The 14259-nt window shown below is 66.5% G+C and carries 18 protein-coding genes; 14 read left to right on the forward strand and 4 right to left on the reverse strand.

Going from position 1 to position 14259, the window contains the following annotated elements; all coding sequences use genetic code 11:
* The first annotated feature begins 2 nt into the window (after positions 1–2).
* The 11 genes from SROT_RS01305 (at position 3) to SROT_RS01355 (ending at position 7664) form a co-directional block, all read left to right on the forward strand.
* On the forward strand, positions 3–473 hold the full coding sequence (locus tag SROT_RS01305) for a hypothetical protein (protein WP_013137199.1): 471 nt from the start codon (positions 3–5) through the stop codon (positions 471–473).
* 156 nt (positions 474–629) lie between these two features.
* Complete coding sequence (locus SROT_RS01310; protein ID WP_083777806.1) at positions 630–1136, forward strand: YbaB/EbfC family nucleoid-associated protein; 507 nt, start codon at positions 630–632, stop codon at positions 1134–1136.
* Positions 1137–1162: 26 nt separating this feature from the next.
* Positions 1163–1477, forward strand: coding sequence for a hypothetical protein (locus SROT_RS01315; protein ID WP_013137201.1), 315 nt, complete (start codon positions 1163–1165; stop codon positions 1475–1477).
* Positions 1478–1492: 15 nt separating this feature from the next.
* The gene (locus tag SROT_RS01320; RefSeq protein WP_013137202.1) at positions 1493–2365 is read left to right on the forward strand and encodes a hypothetical protein; all 873 of its coding nucleotides are present in this window, start codon (positions 1493–1495) and stop codon (positions 2363–2365) included.
* A gap of 69 nt (positions 2366–2434) precedes the next feature.
* On the forward strand, positions 2435–2851 hold the full coding sequence (locus SROT_RS01325; RefSeq protein WP_013137203.1) for a hypothetical protein: 417 nt from the start codon (positions 2435–2437) through the stop codon (positions 2849–2851).
* Positions 2852–3058: 207 nt separating this feature from the next.
* Positions 3059–3571 (forward strand): hypothetical protein, encoded by a 513-nt coding sequence (locus tag SROT_RS01330; protein WP_148223299.1) that lies wholly within the window; start codon positions 3059–3061, stop codon positions 3569–3571.
* An 86-nt stretch (positions 3572–3657) separates the two neighbouring features.
* A complete protein-coding gene (locus SROT_RS01335) occupies positions 3658–4659 on the forward strand; it encodes a hypothetical protein (protein WP_013137205.1) in 1002 nt (333 codons plus the stop codon).
* Positions 4660–4779: 120 nt separating this feature from the next.
* Positions 4780–5055, forward strand: a complete 276-nt coding sequence (locus tag SROT_RS01340; protein ID WP_013137206.1) for a hypothetical protein — start codon at positions 4780–4782, stop codon at positions 5053–5055.
* Between the two features lie 80 nt (positions 5056–5135).
* Positions 5136–5900, forward strand: a complete 765-nt coding sequence (gene modA, locus SROT_RS01345) for a molybdate ABC transporter substrate-binding protein (protein ID WP_083777807.1) — start codon at positions 5136–5138, stop codon at positions 5898–5900.
* The gene (locus SROT_RS01350) at positions 5887–6726 is read left to right on the forward strand and encodes an ABC transporter permease (RefSeq protein ID WP_049773249.1); all 840 of its coding nucleotides are present in this window, start codon (positions 5887–5889) and stop codon (positions 6724–6726) included. The genes modA and SROT_RS01350 overlap by 14 nt, the downstream gene beginning before the upstream one ends.
* Positions 6723–7664, forward strand: a complete 942-nt coding sequence (locus tag SROT_RS01355; protein WP_013137209.1) for a sulfate/molybdate ABC transporter ATP-binding protein — start codon at positions 6723–6725, stop codon at positions 7662–7664. Before SROT_RS01350 ends, SROT_RS01355 begins: the two co-directional genes overlap by 4 nt.
* Positions 7665–7725: 61 nt before the next feature.
* On the opposite strand, the gene SROT_RS01360 is transcribed toward SROT_RS01355, so the two are convergent.
* The 4 genes from SROT_RS01360 to SROT_RS01375 form a co-directional block, all read right to left on the reverse strand.
* Entirely contained in the window at positions 7726–8466 is a 741-nt protein-coding gene (locus SROT_RS01360; RefSeq protein WP_013137210.1) for a DUF3298 domain-containing protein, read from the reverse strand.
* Positions 8467–8471: 5 nt separating this feature from the next.
* Positions 8472–9146, reverse strand: coding sequence for a hypothetical protein (locus tag SROT_RS01365; protein WP_013137211.1), 675 nt, complete (start codon positions 9144–9146; stop codon positions 8472–8474).
* Positions 9147–9213: 67 nt separating this feature from the next.
* Positions 9214–9921: a TIGR03943 family putative permease subunit gene (locus tag SROT_RS01370; RefSeq protein WP_013137212.1), complete on the reverse strand. Its 708-nt coding sequence runs from the start codon at positions 9919–9921 to the stop codon at positions 9214–9216.
* Positions 9922–9923: 2 nt separating this feature from the next.
* The gene (locus tag SROT_RS01375; RefSeq protein ID WP_013137213.1) at positions 9924–10910 is read right to left on the reverse strand and encodes a permease; all 987 of its coding nucleotides are present in this window, start codon (positions 10908–10910) and stop codon (positions 9924–9926) included.
* A 54-nt stretch (positions 10911–10964) separates the two neighbouring features.
* Between SROT_RS01375 and SROT_RS01380 the strand changes: the two genes are divergently transcribed.
* Genes SROT_RS01380 through gad form a run of 3 tightly spaced genes read left to right on the forward strand, consistent with a single transcriptional unit; the run spans position 10965 to position 14255 of the window.
* The gene (locus SROT_RS01380) at positions 10965–12206 is read left to right on the forward strand and encodes an alpha/beta hydrolase family protein (protein ID WP_041407529.1); all 1242 of its coding nucleotides are present in this window, start codon (positions 10965–10967) and stop codon (positions 12204–12206) included.
* A 27-nt stretch (positions 12207–12233) separates the two neighbouring features.
* The gene (locus tag SROT_RS01385; RefSeq protein ID WP_013137215.1) at positions 12234–12875 is read left to right on the forward strand and encodes an MBL fold metallo-hydrolase; all 642 of its coding nucleotides are present in this window, start codon (positions 12234–12236) and stop codon (positions 12873–12875) included.
* Positions 12876–12905: 30 nt separating this feature from the next.
* Positions 12906–14255: a glutamate decarboxylase gene (gad, locus tag SROT_RS01390; RefSeq protein ID WP_013137216.1), complete on the forward strand. Its 1350-nt coding sequence runs from the start codon at positions 12906–12908 to the stop codon at positions 14253–14255.
* The last annotated feature ends 4 nt before the right edge of the window (positions 14256–14259 follow it).

Below are 14259 nucleotides of genomic sequence, written 5' to 3' on the forward strand. Positions count from 1 at the left end.
GCGTGGCGCATCCGTTGGAGATGGTGAGCCCGGTGTTGGCGGGCGCGGTCAAGGCCGTGCCGAAGGAGAAAGCCCCCGCTGTCGCGGCGGGGATGGCCCGCGCGGGGGTGTCGGGGGCGTCCGCGTACACGCAGGGGCAGGTGTGGGGCCCGTTGTACGGGGCGTTGGCGAACAACGGGGAGGGGTCGGGGACCGGGGAGTTCGCCGCCGCGCGGGAGGCCGCGAAGGGCGAGTTGCGCTCGCACGAGCTGGACGGCATGGAGCTCCTCGCCCGCCTGGAAGGACGCGTCCCCGCCCCCGTCGGGGACGCCCCGCCCACCAGGGGCGAGTACGAGAACCACCGCAACCTCACCTGGCGCCTGCGCGCGATGCTCACCGCCCTGGAGGACCCCTACCCCGAACAGCTCCTCGACATCGCCCACTGCCTGCACAACGGCGGCATGAACGACACCGACATCACCCAAGCCCTATAAGCTGAGCTTGGACTGGAATCAGGAGCCTCTCAGTCTTGGTATATCTGGTATCTGGAGGAAATTTTCTGTCCTCGGGAACCGGGCAAGGTTTTGGCGCGTCCAACCTAACATTGAGGCTGCGTATTGCGCGCGTATCAGAAGGAGTGTATCAAAGTTATGACCGCTGATTCGGGTGGAGCCGGAATGGCGGACACTCCCTATGAAGGCATGACAAGTGCAGAGGTTAACGCTAAGTTCAATAGAGATATCGAGCGAAGGCTCGCTGAGCTAGATGAAGCTGAACGTGCTTTAACAGCCATTCGCGGCGTCGGAGAGGCGGAGCACGGCTCCGTGCGGGTCGAAGTCGACTCAAACGGGATGATTGTCGATATCAAGCTCGCGGATCGCGCTATGCATCTCGGTTCGCCAAAGCTGGAGCGGGCGGTGCTACTCGCCCTGACCAAGGCGAAGAATGCAGCCATAGCTGCTGGCGAAGCTCCGTTCTCAACGGTTGTCGGGGATGAAGAGGCTCGTGACTATACCGAGAAACGGCTTGAGCCGGAGCCTGAGGAGGAGCCAAAGGGAGGGGCGCTCTGGGGCGAGAACGGTAATCAGCGGCGCTGGGCCCCGGACCCCGACGAAGAGGAAGAAGAATACGACTGGCGCAGGGATCTGCGGCGCTGATTCGAGAAGGTCTTTGAGGAGGACATATGCGGGTCAATATTGATGGTATGAAGACGGACGCGAATCGCGTGGAGGATGTGGGAAGGCAAATAGTCGCCACGGGTAATAAAATGAAGAACGAGAATGCCGACAGCTCTGCTTATGGCTGGATCGGTGACATCTTCGAGGCAGGTCTCCGCATTCTTGAAGTCGCCGCAGGCGAAGGGCTCGCCGGACTGGGGAACACTGTTGTGACGACCGGTGGTCACCTTCGTGAAGCTGCGAAAATTTTCGAGGAGCAGGAGCACCACAACACGCAGAGCCTTGCCAACGTGGGCGATCAAGTGAAATACAATTTTTAGGCTGGGGAGGACGATATGCCTGGAACACTATTATCAGACGCTGTGCAATGTAAGAAGGACGTGCAGGATTTTGTCACGAAGCTCAAAGCGTTGAATCTTGCCCAGCACTCCGACAAGACGAGGGAGATCGACGCTTTTGACGGTGCTGTCTCTGACGGAGATTTTTTCATGTCCATCAGCAAGGATGTGATCGATTGGTTGATGAAGAATGTCGAGCAATTCAAGCATGTCGTTGACATAATTACCATGGATGAGAAAAAAGCTGACTCCATTGTCCATGATTGGTCGGATGCCTTCCCCAAGGAGCTGGCCCACCACGCTGATGACTTGAAGAGCTTGGGCAAGCAGATCGCGGCAGACTGGGGTTCAAGCACGATACCAGGGTTGAATTTCGACAGCACGGGCTTGGACACGATGGCAAGCACGTTCGGCCAATTGCAAGACGGAGTGAGCGGCCCTCCGGGCAGCGCTGACCACCCAACATGGTTCGTTGTGAGGCAGACGGCACTTGCTGAGATCCTGATCGTGTCGGGAGATGCCTGCTTGGCCGTCGGAGAACTCATCAACAAAGTCAACGATCTTATTAAAAAGATGATCAAAAAGATCAAAGACGGCCTTGCGAAACTGTTGCTTGCTGTGGTTAACAAGATTTTAACTGCCATAGCGGAGAAAATACCGGGCGTTGGCTGGCTGATGGAGGGCATAGATGTGATCGCGAACCATTCGGACGCGCTCACGCGGCTGATCCGCGATATCACAGATGTCATAAAAGAATTGATGAAGTACAAAGACGCGGTCTGGGAAGCGCTGAAGGAGGCGGACGCTATCGTCAGAGCAGGTGAGAAGGTGTTCAAAGACGTGGGGAACCTGCAGAGCCATTTCAAGTAACCGCGTCGGCTAGCCGCGCGCCGTCAGACAATCTGAACCGTTCCCCGACATAAGAGAGGTTTCCGCGTCGTGATTCCTATGCCAGAGTTTAAGGATTTTGATGACTGGGAACGAGAGATCAAACGGATACAGGACCAAACAATCCAGACACTGAAGGCAGTGAGTGCCGCTGCCCAGAAGTCTCGTGGCTCTGGCGCAGCCGAGCGGGGGATGATCATGGTAGAAATGAACGCCAAGGGCGACTACGAGACGCTTGTCATTGACAACGCTGCTTTCCGTTTCGGCCCGACCCGCCTGGCAGCTGGAATTCTGCAGGCTATGCGGGCTGCGCACAACGCGAGGTTGCGAACAATTCGAGAAGATGCAGTAGAGCAGGTTGGAGAGGACGCGGTGGGCGGTGCTTTCACGCCAAAGCTCTATCCTGACCCGGACGACGAAACCCCTCCAGACGACGAAGACGAAGATCAACCACAAAGGCGCTGGTAGGTTCGACTGCGAGCGCGGTAAGCGACGACTGAAAGAAAGTAGGGCTGAGAAATTATGGAACCCAGTAAAAGAGCGCATGCCAGAAGGAAAAGCGCTATGCTCCTCATGCTCGCCCTTATGCCAGCGGCCTGCTCCCGGGATGTGCCGCATGCGGCAAGCGGAGGCCCATCATCGCCGGGCTCCCAGCACAGCGTCTCCCCAACGCCGGTGACTGCTGCGACCCTCTTGCCAAACGGGGACTCATCGACCCAACGCGGCAGTCTCGGGCAAAAGTTCACGGTGCAGGCCGAGGGTGCTGTCTTCGAGGTCGCTGTCCATGAGTTGGTCTCTCTTGGGAAGCCGAGCCCGGACTGGAGCACCCCGGAGGATGGGGTTATTCCAGGTGCGGCATGGCACGGGGTCGCCTGGCGTGCTTCGTTCACGGTCAAATGGGTTTCAGGCGCGGTAAGTCCGACGAAGCTGATCTCGCTGCTGGGCTGGGAAGCCGGATTCAAGAAAGGCGAAGAGCCGGGAGCGGACAACACGTACCAGTCGAAGCTGACTGGTGTCGACGCCTTGGACGACCAGGAGATCGGTTTCCTGCTCGGATCGGTTCATGTCGGCCAAGAGGTGGACGGTTACACGTATTTCGACGTTGACAAGGAGCCGATCACCACGGTCGACCTCGTGCACGTTGATTCGCCGCCCCGCCCGCCCCTCGCCGTGTGGGCCGCGAGCTAACGGCGAGAGGGAGGCTTCGACCTTGGGCAGAATGGCGGTGGCGGACAGGCGCATGCGCATCATGACACAGAGGAAGGCTTCCGCACATGGACGAGCTGCTTTGGTTCGGGTTGTCTGAGCAAGCTTGGCTCAGTGTCGTTGTCGCGGCGTCCCTGGCGATATCGCTTGTCGTGACACTGGTTTCACGGGCGGTGGTCGATCCCGAGGTCGTGGCGCAGGGCACCGGTTTCTTCGGCGGCGACAGCCTGGAGCTGCGGTCTGTGTGGGGGCGAGGGGCTTTGCTCTGCATGGGTTTGGTGTTGTGCGGCGCGGTTGTCGTCGTGTCCGACGGCGGGCTGGACACGCTGGTCCTCTTTTCGCTCTTCGCGACGTTGGTCGTTCTCGCGGTGGAACTTCTCTTCCCGGGCGCGCTCACGCCAGGAGCCGTCGGGGACGTGGATCGGTTTTCCACGCGACGTGACGGCACACTCGTCCGCGGGGTTGCGCTTCGTGCGAAATTCAGCCACAGAATCGCGGAAGGGATCGCGTTCTTGTTCTTCAGCGGCGCGCTCTTGGGTTTCGCGGCGAAAGCATGGGGCGACCCATGGGCGTTCCTCGAAGGAAAAAGCTCATTCGAGAGATGGCTGGTGATAGCTTTGCCCGGTGTGCTGGGCGCGCTCGGGTTCACCGCCGCGCTTTTCGCCCTGTTCGACGGCGAGTACGAGCAGAACCTTCTCGTCATGACCCCAGACTGGTTCTCATTTCCGGCCGATTCGAAAAAGAGCGTCAAGACCATCATGTGGCGGGACGTCTGTGAGATGCGGCGTTGCGAAGATGAAGACATCGTTGCGTACAGCGTTGAAGACGAAGCGGGCAACGACCGCACAGTCCACGTCTCGCGGGCAGGCGACTACCTTGCAGCGTTCGATGTGAACGGGGCTGTCCTCGGCAGGATGCTCCTGACGGGATTGCCGCGCAAAGATCAGTTTGAAAAAGTGCTCACATCGTTGTGGAACGAGCCGCAGCGGCGAGCCCGTCTCGCAGGGCAGGACGCCGTCGCATGGGTCCGGCAGCTGGCGGAGCGTGAAGCTGGGCGCACTTCTGAATGAAGCATCCGGCTGGGTTCCGCGCCGTGGCCGCTCTGATCTGCCCGTGTGCTCAGGGGCGGTCGCTGCAAGGCATGGGCAAGCGCACGGCAGAGCGGAGCCGCAAACCAAGAGGAGGAGCGAGTGGACTTGCTTGAGTTCATTCTGGATTTTCTGGGCTGTCCTCGGCTTCGGTATGCGCGAGTGTTGAAGTTCGGGGCCGCGCTCATCGTCGTTGTTGTCGTGGTCGCGCAGCGGACTTGGTGGGGCGCGTTGGAAGCCGTGTTCGCCGTTGCGGCGTTCGTTTTCGGGATGGTGGCGACCCGTCTCAACGGGTGGCCGGGGTGGCTCGCGTTGTTCGCCGGGATGATTTTGCTGGTGTGCGCGTTCGTGTTGGCGAAGGAGGTCGGGCATGTGTGAGCGCGAGGTCTGCTCGTGCGGCGCATGGCCGCGCGGCACTGGGCTCGTCGCGGCGGGCAGCACCCTCTAGACTCGACCTTATGTCGAGCGTGATGCGGACGTTCACGGCGACGGCCATCGCCGCCACGGGCATTGCCTCCTGCGCGCACAGCGAGACGGAGCAGGCGCGGGGCATCACGGTGTTCGCGGCGGCGTCGCTGCAGAAAGTGTTCACGGAGCTCGGCAAACAGTTCGAGGCGCAGCACCCGGGGACGAGTGTGCGGTTCACCTTCGCTGGTTCGCCCACGCTGGTGGCGCAGCTCGACCAAGGGGCGCGGGGTGATGTGCTGGCTTCGGCTGACGAGGCGAATATGGACCGCGCGAGGGAAAGCCAATTGGTGGGCGAAGCGCGGGTTTTCGCGACGAACCGACTGGTGATCGTGACGGCCCGGGGCAACCCGAAGCGCATAGCGAAGCTCGCGGACCTGGCGAACCCGGATCTTGCGGTCGTGGTGTGCGCGGCGCAGGTGCCGTGCGGGGCGCTGGCGGGGAAGGTCGAGGCGAAGGCGGGTGTTGTGGTCCGGGCGCGCAGCCAGGAGCCCTCGGTGGCCGATGTGCTCGCGAAGGTGGCGTCGGGGGAGGCGGACGCGGGCCTGGTGTACAGCACGGACGCGAGCGCGGCCGGGGGCACGGTGTCGTCGGTGCCGGTCCCGGAAGGCGATGCGCTGGCGACGCGGTACCCGATCGCGGTCCTCGACCAGGCGAAGGGCGGCCCGCGCGGCGCGACTGCGGAGGCTTTTGTGGCGTTGGTGCTCAGCCCGCAGGGCCAGGAAGTGTTCGGGAACGCGGGCTTTGGGAAGCCGTAGGCGCGCGGGCGCGACGGGAGCCGGGATTTCGCCGGGGCTGCTGGTGCCCGCCGCGCTGGGCCTGGTGCTGGTGACGCTGCCGGTGCTGTGCCTGCCGAGGGGGGTCGCGTTCGGCCAGCTGCCTGCGTTGGCGCGCTCGGTCGCGGCGCGGGACGCGCTGCGGCTGTCGTTGGTGACGACGACGAGCGCGACGGCGCTCGTGTTGCTGTGCGGTGTCCCGCTCGCGCTGGTCCTCGCCCGCAGCGGCGCGCGCGGTTCGGTGTTGTTGCGCGGCGCGCTGCTGGTGCCGTTGGCGCTGCCGCCGGTGGTGGGCGGCATGGCGTTGCTCTCCGCGTTCGGCAGGCGCGGTTTGCTCGGGCATTGGCTCGACGAGGCCGGGGTGCGGATCGCGTTCTCGACCACTGCTGTTGTCCTCGCCCAGGCTTTCGTGGCGCTGCCGTTTTTCGCGCTGGCTTTTTCGGGCGCGCTCATCGCGGCGGGGTCTGCGCCGGAACGCGCGGCGGCGGGGCTCGGGGCGCGGCCGTGGCAGGTGCTGTGGCGGGTGACGTTGCCGAGGCTGCGTCCGGCGTTGGTGTCGGCGGCCGCGTTGGCGTTCGCCAGGGCGCTCGGGGAGTTCGGGGCGACTTTGACGTTCGCGGGCAGCTTCCAGGGGGTCACCCGGACGTTGCCGTTGGAGGTGTATTTGCAGCGGGAGGTGGACCCCGCCGCCGCGCAAGCGCTCTCCCTCGCGTTCCTGGCGGTCGCTGCCGGGTTGGTGCTGCTCACGTTGTGGGCGGATCGCCGCCGGGCCGCGCAGGAGCGTCGGCGGTTGGAGGCGGCGCGATGAGCGGCGCGGCGTTGCGGGTGGATGTGGCCGCCGCGGCGCGGGGCGTGGAGGCGGCTTTCGAGGTTCCCGGCGGGCAGTGCGCGGCGTTGATCGGCCCGAACGGGGCGGGTAAATCAAGCCTGCTCGCAATGGTTTCGGGCGGGTTGCGGCCAGACCGGGGGCAGGTCCTTGTCGGGGGCCGGGACGTGGCGCCGACGCCGGTGTGGCGGCGCAAAGTCGCGCTGCTCGCGCAACGCGCGGTGCTGTTCGAGCATCTGGACGTGTTGGACAATGTGGCGTTCGCGCCGAGGGTCGCTGGTCTTTCCGTCGCGCGCTCCCGCGCGCTGGCCCGCGAATGGTTGGAGCAGCTCGGCGCTTTGCGGTGGGCCGCGCGGCGCCCGCATGAGCTGTCCGGCGGGCAGGCGCAGCGGGTGGCGCTCGCCCAGGCCCTCGCCGCCGACCCCCAGGTGCTGCTGTTGGACGAGCCGTTCGCCGCGATGGACGTGCAGGCCGCGGCGGAGCTGCGGGCCGTGTTGCGTCGGCTGCTCGACGGCCGGACGTGCGTGCTGGCGACGCACGATTTCGCGGACGTCGCGACCCTCGCCGATGTTGTTGTGGTGCTCGATGCGGGGCGGGTGGCGCAGACGACCAGCCCCGAGGGGCTTGTCGCCGACCCGGCGACCGAGTTCGCGGCTCGTCTTGTGGGGCTCAACCGTGTCGGGTCGGCGTTGTTCCCGCCCACAGCGGCGAGAGTGGTGTTGGGCGCGGAGGCGCCGCCGCGACACGGTGGCGCATGCATCGAGGGCGCGTTCATCGGGATCGTCTCGCACGGCGAAGGTTTGCGGGCGCTGTGCCGGGTGGGGGATTGCGTGGTCGAGGCGCAGGTCGGCCATGATCTCGCGCAGCGGCTCGAACCGGGCACGGCGGTGGGGATCGCCGTCGAGGACACTGCGCGCTGAAATCCCCGGCGCTGCGCTCTTTCGTTGTGCTGGTCTCTGGCTCGGTGCTGGTCTCCTTTTCTCAGCTCGAGCGGTATTCCGGCCGGAGCGTGTCCCCGAACGCGCTGAGCGGGATCGTGGCGGAGAACGCGCCCGCGTTCACCGCCCCGACACGCTCGGCGGGCAAGTAGACGACCAGGTCGGTCGGGGTCAAAGCGAACGCCGAGTAGGAGCCGTCGTTGTAGGTTCCGATGGAGAGCTGCCCGAGCGTCCCCTGTTTCGCGTCGCGCAGCACCAGCGGCGTGATCGTGGCCGGGATGTTCGTCCCCGCTTTGAACAGGTCCGAGATGCGCAGTTGCCGGTGCTCGGCCAAGTCGAATGTCAGGGTCAGGCACTCGTCGTTCGGGTGCGCCGCGGCCGAGACGGACACTGTCTCGTGGAACACGAGGCTCTGCACCGAGGCGGAGTGCCGGTAGTCGTGGTGTTCGTCGATGTCGCCGGAAACCGAGGTTTGCGGCGCGGAGGGGATCGAGGAGCGCAACTGGGCGAACCGGCTCTTGATGAAGGCGGCGAGCTGCGACTCGACCCACTCGTCGCCGAGCATGTCGCCCGGCACGGGGCTGCTGTAGCTGACTGTTCGGTCGTCGGACAGGCTTTCCTGGAACTCGCAGCGCGCCTCGTCGGTGTGGCGCGGGTACTCGCCGTGCTCGCGCCACGCCCCGCCTGCCTGGGCGCACACGCTGGCCTGGTCCGCGAGGGCCGGGGCGGCGGCTGGTCCTGCGAGCAGGCCGGTCGCGATGAGCGCGGTGAGCAAACGTCGCATCACGGTCAGCGGAGCGGTTTGACGCTCGTCTTGGGCGGCTTCGCGCTGGCAGCAGGCGTGGCAGGGGCCGGGGCGGCGGGCGCGGTGGTGGCTGGCGATGCTGGCGCGGCGATCGGCGGGACGGCGGGCGCCGGAGCCCCAGGCACGGGGGCGCCAGGCGCGGGCGCAGCGCTGTCCGGGGCAGCGCCGTCAGGGGCCCCGGCCACCGGCGGGGGCGCGGACAGGGTGAACGTCTGGGTGAGTTTTTGCGTCACGGGCTGCCGGTTCCCCTTCGTGAACGCGGTCTCGGTGAAAACCACCGTCCGCGCCGCTCCGGCCGACTGCTCCTCATAAGTGGCCCCGACGGCGATCTGCCGTTCGTCGCCGTCGCGCGCGCCCGCGAGCTGTCCTTGGTAGACGGCGATCCGGGACTTCAGCCACGCGGCCAGCTGCTTGCTGCCCGCGGCGTCGTCCGCCACATCGCTCGGGTACTCATATTGCAGCTGCAAGAAGGTGCTGCCCGGCGTCTCCGGGGTCAGCTCGCACGCGGCCCTGCCGGTGATCTGCACGAACTCGCTGCGCTCAGACCACAAGCCGTCCACCGTTTCGCACACGCTTTGCCGGTCGGCGCGCGCGGGGGCCGCCGCCAGCGCGGCCGCGCCCGCGACGGCGGCCATCGCTGCCAACAGTTTCTTTCGCATAGCCGTCCACCCTACCGGCTTCGCCTGTGCGTCCCCTTGGCGGACGCTGCGGGGCCTGCGCTCGTGGTCAGGTCTCGTACGGGTTCTCGGGCGGCGGGATGGGCGCGACGTGTATGACGCGCACGGTCGGAATGTCCTCCGGGTCGTTGTCGATGCTGCCCGGCACGTATGTCCCGATCAGCCGCACCCACTGTTTGTCGGCGAGGTCCTGCGCGGGGGCGCGGGCAGGGTCCACGTCGAGCTTGAGCACCACCGAGCGCGCGTCCGCCGCGCAACACCAGATGAACACCCTGGCCAAATAGAGTCCGTCGGGGAGTTTCCGGACGAAACCGACCAACGAGACCTCCCTGCCGTCGAGCGTGGCCGGGGCCCCGAGCGCCCGGCCGACGAAGTCGATCAGCTTCATCGACGGTTGGCCCGGGGGCAGCGGCGGGTAGGGGGCCGGGTCGGCTGGAGCCGCCTGCGCCTGCGCGGGCGGCTGGTCCACGGTCAACACCGGCGGCGGCGCGAAGAGCAGCACCAACGCCGGAACCATCAACAACCACGCCATCCGGCTCGAATGATGGTGCTCGTGCTCGTGCTCGTGCTCTGTGGGCTTGCTGCGAAAACTCGCCGCGATGAGCGCCACCGCGAGCAGCACGGCCGCCGCGCCGGTCGCCGTGAGCCACGGCCCGAGCGCGGGTTTCACATACCGCGCATAGTTCCCGTTCAACGAGATCTTGAGCACGGCCCCGCCCAGCAGCAGCAGGATCAAGTGTTGTGTCTCTCGGCGCACCGTTATCGACCTCCTCCGAACACCAGCAGACCGGCCGCGGCCGCCATCAGGACCGCTATGGCGAGAACAACCGCGTCCAGCCGCGCCGTGAATTTCGTGCCGAACATCCCCACATGCATCGCGACGAGTTTCAGGTCCACCATCGGGCTCACCACCAGGAAGACCAGTTGCGCGGTCGAGGGCATCGTGGTGAAGCTCGCCGCGACGAACGCGTCCGCCTCCGAGCACACCGAAAGCACGACGGCGAACACGGCCATCGCCGCGATCGCGGGCACAAGGCTGGCGCCGAGGGCCGCGAGCCACGACGGCGGCAGCGCCACATGCGCGATTGCCGCGAACGCCGCCCCGGCCACCAGGAACGAGCCCGAGGACAGCAGGTCCGCCTGGGCCGCCGCGAGGAACCTGTCGGACCAGGAGCCCGCAACCTCGTGCGGGTGCGCCGCGTTCGGCGGCGGCTCCCGCTCTGCCGAGCTTTTGGCGAACACGAGGCCGACGAGCCACGCGACCAGCAGGGAAGCCGCGAACCTGCACAACGCCATCTGCGGCCGGTCGGGGAACGCCACGAACGTCGCAGCGATCACCACCGGGTTGATCGCCGGGGCGGAGAGCAAAAAAGCGATGGCCGCGCCCCTGCCGACGCCCGAATCGAGCATTCGGCTCGCGATCGGCGCAGACGCGCACTCGCACGCGGGCAACCCCACCCCGGCCAACCCCGCCGCCAGCACTCGGGCCCGCCTGCCAGCAGGAAGGAGCTTGCGCAGGTCGTCGCCGGGCAAAAAGGCCGCGATGAGCGCGCTCACCAGCACGCCCAACGCCACGAACGGGATCGCCTGCACGAAAATGCCCGAGAAGACGGTGGCCGCCTCGGCCAGGGCCGGGTGCGCCGCGAACGCCCCCGAGAGCTGATCGGCGAACAGAATGAACAGCAGAAGGGCAAGCGTGAACACCCATACCGAGGAGACGCGGACGGAGCCGGCTTGCGGGCGCACGCCCGCCAGGGTAGCAACTCGCCTTGCGGACCTTCACGCTCTACACTGTTGGACGTGCGAAAAGAGTGGCGCCGGTTGGCGAGCCGACTTGTGGCCTCATCGGTTCCGTTCGTTTTGGCCGTGTGCGGCCTGGGCGCCTGCGGCCAGGACAAAGCCGCTCCGCCCCCGCCTCCTCCGCCCGCCCCGCCCTCCGCGCCCCCGAACACGACCACGACGCCGACGAGCGTCCCGCCCGGCACGAAGCTCTCCTCGCAGGAGGCTCCTGCCGACTGGAAGCGGCTCCTCCCGCCGGGCGCGGACGCGACGCTGATCCGCTATCGCTCCGTCTCGGGCCTTGACGGCTCCGCGACCGAGGTCGGCGGCGTCGTCCTCACCCCCGCCGGACCCGCCCCGAAAGAGGGGTGGCCCATTATCACCGTCGGCCACGGCCTGACCGGTGTGCGCGGGGACTGCGGGGCTGCCGAGCACCCGCTGCTCGCCAGCGTCACCAAGCGGCTCGCCCCGCTGGTCAAAGCGGGCTACCTGGTCGTGATGAGCGATTACCAAGGGCTTTCCTCGGCGGGCACGCACCCGTTCCTGGACCCCAAGACCGCCGCGTACAACCTGATCGACGCGGTCGCCGCCGCGCGCCAGCTCGTCCCGCAACACTCCAACAAATGGGCCGCGATGGGCCATTCCCAAGGCGGCCAAGCCGCATGGGCGGCCTTGGAGCACGCGAAGGAGTACGGCAAATCGTTCCAGTTCGTCGGCGCTGTCGCGCTCGCCCCCGCGGTCAATGGCGCGGCAGCCTTCGACGCGGCGCTCCACGGCAAGCTGACCAAGCTGCAGGAGTCGCTGTTCCCGGCTCTGATCGCCGGGTACCTCGCGAGGCACCCCGACGGCAAATGGGAGGATTTCCTGTCCGGGGCCTTGCTGGAGAACCACGACGTTTTGCTCTCCTGCGCCCCAGAGGACATGCAGAAACGAGCCGCTGTCCTCTCCCGGATCACCCCTGGCGACGTGGTGCCGGACACGGAGCAGGCGCAGGCCAAGCTCCGGGCCTGGCTGGAGGAGGTCTCCTTGCCCAAAACGGCGGGGGACGGGCCGCTGTTGGTCGTGCAGGGGGCCAAGGACGAGCTCATCGAGCCCGAATGGACGCGGGAGGCGGTGCGGCAGGGCTGCGCGCTGGGCTTGCGCGTGCAGGAGATCGTCCGCCCCGGCCAAGGGCACGCTGACGTCGAAGACGACAAAGATGTGCTGGACTGGCTCGGGGCGCGCTTCGCCGGGGACCAGCCGGCGCCCACGAGCTGCGAGTAGGCCGCGGGATCGGAGTAGGCTTGGCGCATGCGTCTCGCTCACTTCGGCCAGTCCTGCGTCCTCGTGGAGCACGCGGGAACGAAAGTTCTGATCGATCCGGGGTCCTTCTCGCACGGGTTCGAAGGCGTCTCGGGCCTGGACGCGATCCTCATCACCCACCAGCACGCGGATCACGTCGACCAGAGCCGCCTCGGGCCGCTGATCGAGCTCAACCCGCAGGCCGCGCTGGTCACGGACGCGCAGACGCAGGAGATCCTCGGCGAGGGGTGGCAGAAGGTCGTCCCCGGCGACTCCTTCGCGGCGGGCGCGCTGAACGTCCGCGTGGTCGGCGGCAAACACGCCGTGATCGTGCCGGATGTTCCGGTGGTGGACAATCTGGGTTTCATTTTCGGCGACGAGTCCGAACCTGATCTTTTTTACCATCCCGGCGACGCGTTGCATGTGCCGGAGCGCAGCCCCCAGGTCCTCGCGGTGCCCACCGGCGGGCCGTGGATGAGGGTGTCGGACGGCGTCGAGTTCCTCCGCGCGGTCAAAGCGCGGCTCTCGGTGCCGGTGCATGGGGAGACCGAGCGTTTTCCGCAGTCGTACACCGACCGCTATGCCGAATACGGGCCGGCCGGGGCGGAATTGCGCATCCTGCCCCGCGAAGAAGCCGTCGAAGTCGCCTGAGCGAATTCCTGAACAGATCGGAGCAGGCCCATGAGCACAGATCCCGCGTACACCAGCTGGCTCGACTTGCAGTTCCAGCCTCCTGCGCGGCTCGGCGACACCAGCCTGGACGCCGACGGCGTCGCCCGGCACATCCATGACGAGCTCATGCTCGACGGTTCGTCCCGCTTGAACCTCGCGACGTTCGTGAGCACCTGGATGGAGCCGCAAGCCCAAAAGCTCATGGTCGAGGCGTTCGACAAGAACATGATCGACAAGGACGAGTACCCGGCCACCGCGGCCATCGAGACGCGGTGCGTGTCCATCGTCGCCGACCTCTTCCACGCCCCGGGGCTCGACCCGGGCGACCCGGGGACCGCGACCGGGGTGTCCACGATCGGGTCCAGCGAGGCTGTGATGCTGGGCGGGCTCGCGCTGAAATGGCGTTGGCGGCTCGCGCGCGAGCGCGCGGGCGCGAGCACGGCAAGGCCGAACCTGGTGCTCGGGTCCAATGTGCAAGTGGTGTGGGAGAAGTTCTGCCGCTATTTCGAAGTCGAGCCCCGGTATCTGCCGATGGCCCCCGGCCGGTACACCATCACGGCGGAGCAGGTCCGCGAGGCGGTGGACGAGAACACCATCGGCGTCGTGGCGATCCTCGGCACCACCTTCACCGGCGAGTTCGAACCGGTCGAGCAGATCGCCCAGGTCCTCGACGAGCTTGCTGCTTCGGGCGGGCCGGACGTCAAGATCCATGTGGACGCGGCGAGCGGGGGTTTCGTCGCCCCGTTCCTGCATCCGGAGCTGCGCTGGGACTTCCGCGTGCCCAGGGTCGCGTCGATCAACGTGTCCGGGCACAAATACGGGCTCACGTACCCCGGCGTCGGGTTCGTCGTGTGGCGGGACCGGGAGCAGCTGCCGGAAGAGCTGATTTTCCGGGTCTCCTACCTCGGCGGCGACATGCCGACGTTCACCTTGAACTTTTCCCGCCCCGGCAACCAAGTGATCGGCCAGTACTACAACTTTTTGCGCTTCGGACGCGAGGGCTACACGCGGATCATGGGCGCGTTGCAGCACATCGCCAGGTGGATCGCCGACGAGCTCGCCGCGCTGCCCGGCGTGCGAATGATCGCCGACGGCTCCGCGATCCCCGTGGTGGCGTTCGCTTTGGACGAGGAACTGGGCTACGACGTGTACGCGCTCTCGCACGCGTTGCGCGCCGGGGGCTGGCAGGTGCCCGCCTACCCGATGCCCGAGGGCGCGCAAGGGCTGTCGGTGCTGCGGATCGTTGTGCGGGAAGGGTTCAGCGGCGAACTCGCCCGAGCGCTGGTCCAGGCGGTGGGGACAGCGATGCAGGAGCTTTCCCAAGGCGGGCTGAAGCCCAGGAAGCAGTTCATGCACTGACGCA

Origin of the sequence: Segniliparus rotundus DSM 44985 (genome assembly GCF_000092825.1) — a bacterium.
Taxonomy (GTDB): domain Bacteria; phylum Actinomycetota; class Actinomycetes; order Mycobacteriales; family Mycobacteriaceae; genus Segniliparus; species Segniliparus rotundus.

Excerpts from the sequence above, each read along its gene's own strand:
- SROT_RS01310 (WP_083777806.1), top strand. The coding sequence starts at position 630 with ATGACCGCTGATTCGGGTGGAGCCGGAATGGCGGACACTCCCTATGAA.
- SROT_RS01315 (WP_013137201.1), top strand. The coding sequence starts at position 1,163 with ATGCGGGTCAATATTGATGGTATGAAGACGGACGCGAATCGCGTGGAG.
- SROT_RS01320 (WP_013137202.1), top strand. The coding sequence starts at position 1,493 with ATGCCTGGAACACTATTATCAGACGCTGTGCAATGTAAGAAGGACGTG.
- SROT_RS01335 (WP_013137205.1), top strand. The coding sequence starts at position 3,658 with ATGGACGAGCTGCTTTGGTTCGGGTTGTCTGAGCAAGCTTGGCTCAGT.
- modA (WP_083777807.1), top strand. The coding sequence starts at position 5,136 with ATGTCGAGCGTGATGCGGACGTTCACGGCGACGGCCATCGCCGCCACG.
- SROT_RS01355 (WP_013137209.1), top strand. The coding sequence starts at position 6,723 with ATGAGCGGCGCGGCGTTGCGGGTGGATGTGGCCGCCGCGGCGCGGGGC.
- SROT_RS01360 (WP_013137210.1), bottom strand. The coding sequence starts at position 8,466 with ATGCGACGTTTGCTCACCGCGCTCATCGCGACCGGCCTGCTCGCAGGA.
- SROT_RS01365 (WP_013137211.1), bottom strand. The coding sequence starts at position 9,146 with ATGCGAAAGAAACTGTTGGCAGCGATGGCCGCCGTCGCGGGCGCGGCC.
- SROT_RS01385 (WP_013137215.1), top strand. The coding sequence starts at position 12,234 with ATGCGTCTCGCTCACTTCGGCCAGTCCTGCGTCCTCGTGGAGCACGCG.
- gad (WP_013137216.1), top strand. The coding sequence starts at position 12,906 with ATGAGCACAGATCCCGCGTACACCAGCTGGCTCGACTTGCAGTTCCAG.